Raw genomic sequence first — 235 nt, 5'->3', positions numbered from 1 at the left:
TTATTGCCAAATTTGGTGTTACTGAAGGTACTGGAGCAGTTGTGGAGTAAACAGGCGTAGCGATTCGATATATGACCATGGAAGAACGTATGACTGTTTGTTATTTGTCAATTGAAGCTGGCTCAAAAGCAGGGCTTATTAGCCCAGATGATACTACCTTATCCTATTTAAAATGAAAAAGACATGATACAGAATATTTTGAACGAGCTGTTGCTGAGTGGAAATAACTCGCATC

Annotated in this window: 1 pseudogene; it reads left to right on the top strand. The window is 38.7% G+C overall.

The window, feature by feature from the left end:
- A pseudogene (locus tag Q4550_RS24110) lies at window positions 1-173 on the top strand (aconitase family protein); the annotation flags it as partial.
- Window positions 174-235: the final 62 nt, after the last annotated feature.

It is taken from the genome of Anaerobacillus sp. 1_MG-2023 (assembly GCF_030547345.1).
GTDB classification, from domain to species: domain Bacteria; phylum Bacillota; class Bacilli; order Bacillales; family Guptibacillaceae; genus Guptibacillus; species Guptibacillus hwajinpoensis_B.
This window is presented reverse-complemented; position numbering and strand designations above follow the sequence as displayed.